Here is a 2,354-nt window from a genome sequence, read left to right as displayed (position 1 = left end):
GTGCGACACGAGGCTGCTCGTGGAAGTTGTTTCCGCTTGAATAGAGGGAACTACCAGTGTCACCTGGTGAATCTAGGAACCTGAATAAAGAGCGGTTCTGACAACGCAACGAAGCATCGCAAGGTGCGGGGTAGTAATCGCGAGAGGCCTACCCTTCTGGCAGCCATACGCCGGATAAGTGCTAGATAGTCGGTATGGTGAAATTAGTTGAATCTGCGATAAAGATCGTCACTCGTAACAAGCGGAAATGGCTAATACGCTTGCACCAAAAAAGGTAATGGAGGTGGGAACAGCGTCTATGTATTACGCTGTCGTGACCCAAAACCCCTCCCGGTCGAGAGCAGGCACCTAAGCCGACATACTTCCGCTTGCGGAACGTGGAAACCCCGTATCGCTCCCCTCGGGGACAGCAGGCCGCAAGGTCCGCCCATGGCGGTGCGGGAACAGGAACGAGGACAAAGCGAATGCCGCCCTGTAATGGGACGGACAGGGATTGAAACATCATCCCACGCGAAAGCGGGCCCACTTCCTTATGGTCTTTCCTCACCAGAGATTTTGTAGAATCAACTTAACGGAAGGAAAGCGAATGAAGGCTGCGACACGAGCTTGCGCACCCTCCGGCGTGGCATGGGACGGCATCAATTGGGCCGATGTCCAGCGTCAGGTAAGGCGGCTGCAGACGCGTATGGTGAAGGCTGTACAGGCCGGCAGGCACAACAAGGCGAAAGCCTTGCAATGGTTGCTGACCCACTCGTTCAGCGGCAAAGCATTAGCCGTCAAGCGGGTGACTGAAAACAAAGGCAAGAACACCCCCGGTGTCGACAAGGTCACTTGGAAAACACCGGCGGCAAAGACCAACGCGATGGCGTCGTTGAAGAGGCGGGGCTATTCGACTCTTCCGCTTCGGAGGGTAATGATTCCGAAGAAAAACAGCAAAAAGACGAGGCCGCTCGGCATCCCCGTGATGAAGTGCCGCGCCATGCAGGCCCTACACCTGCTGGCGCTCGAACCCATCGCAGAAACCTCCGCCGACCTGAATTCGTATGGATTCAGACCGAAACGCTCGACCGCTGACGCTGGAGAACATTGCTTCAAGTCACTGGCTCGAAAGACGAGCGCGCAATGGGTGCTGGAGGCCGATATCCAAGGCTGTTTCGACAACATCAGTCACGACTGGATGCTCGCCAATATTCCAACGGATGTGGTGGTCTTCAAGAAATGGCTCAAGGCGGGCTACTTCTATCAAAACGAACTCTTTCCCACAGATGCCGGAACTCCGCAAGGGGGAATCATTTCACCGATAGCAATGAACATGGCACTTGATGGCCTCGAAACAATGCTGGCGGAGAAGTTCCCGAAAGCAAAGTGGACAGGACTGAAAATGAACATGTCAAGGTATGCGGACGACTTCATCATTACCGGCCACTCGAAGGCGTGGCTGGAACTCGAGGTGAAGCCTGCCGTGGTTGAATTTCTGGCGGCACGTGGACTGATCCTGTCGCCTGAAAAAACCAAAATAACGCATATCGGGGACGGGTTTGACTTTCTCGGCTGGAACATCCGCAAGTACAACGGCAAGCTGCTGATGAAGCCGTCGAAAGCGAACGTCAAAGCGCATCTTGACAAAATCCGTGAAGTCATCAGGGCCAACAAGACAGCCAAACAGGTAAACCTGATAAGGCTACTCAATCCCATTCTACGGGGGTGGGCGAATTATCACAGCCATGTGGTCGCCAAGAAGGCCTTTTTCCGAGTCGATAGAGAGGTCTGGTCAATGTTGTGGCGATGGGCGGTAAGAAGGCATCCAAACAAGGGCGCCCGCTGGGTCAAGGCGAAATATTTCAAGTCCCAAGGCACTCGCAACTGGATATTCTCCGCGACAGAAAAAGAAGAGGATGGGACTAAGAAGGAATGCATTCTGCTGCGGGAATCCGATACGCCAATTGTGCGGCATATTAAAATCAAGGCTGCGGCCAATCCGCACGACCCACGATGGGAACTGTATTTCGAAGCCCGGTGGGTCAAGAAAATGCTGAACTCGGGGCGAGGTCGCTCGAAGCTTTACCGTGTCTGGCTAGGCCAAGACTGCAACTGCCACGACTGCCATCAGCCAATCACAAAATCAACGCCGTGGGCATTTCGCCACATTGTGAAGCGGCCAGATGGCGGGACTGACGCAGCAAGCAACCTTCAAATGCACCATCTCAATTGCCGCAGGAAGCAGTACGCCGAAAAGGAAGTTGTATGACCGGGTGTCGAAAGATGCCTTTGAAAGGCTCGAGCCGTGTGCACCTAAAGGCGCATGCACGGTTCTTCGGGGGCTGGGCGCAGGTAACTGCGTCCGGCTACCCTCC

General features: G+C 54.5%; 1 protein-coding gene. It reads left to right on the top strand.

Annotation, left to right across the window (positions count from 1 at the left end):
• Positions 1-586 precede the first annotated feature (586 nt).
• Positions 587-2,248, top strand: a complete 1,662-nt coding sequence (gene ltrA, locus PO883_RS34150; protein ID WP_289313754.1) for a group II intron reverse transcriptase/maturase — start codon at positions 587-589, stop codon at positions 2,246-2,248.
• Positions 2,249-2,354 lie beyond the last annotated feature (106 nt).

Source organism: Massilia sp. DJPM01, assembly GCF_030348125.1.
Taxonomy (GTDB): Bacteria; Pseudomonadota; Gammaproteobacteria; order Burkholderiales; family Burkholderiaceae_D; genus Telluria_A; species Telluria_A frigida.
This window is presented reverse-complemented; position numbering and strand designations above follow the sequence as displayed.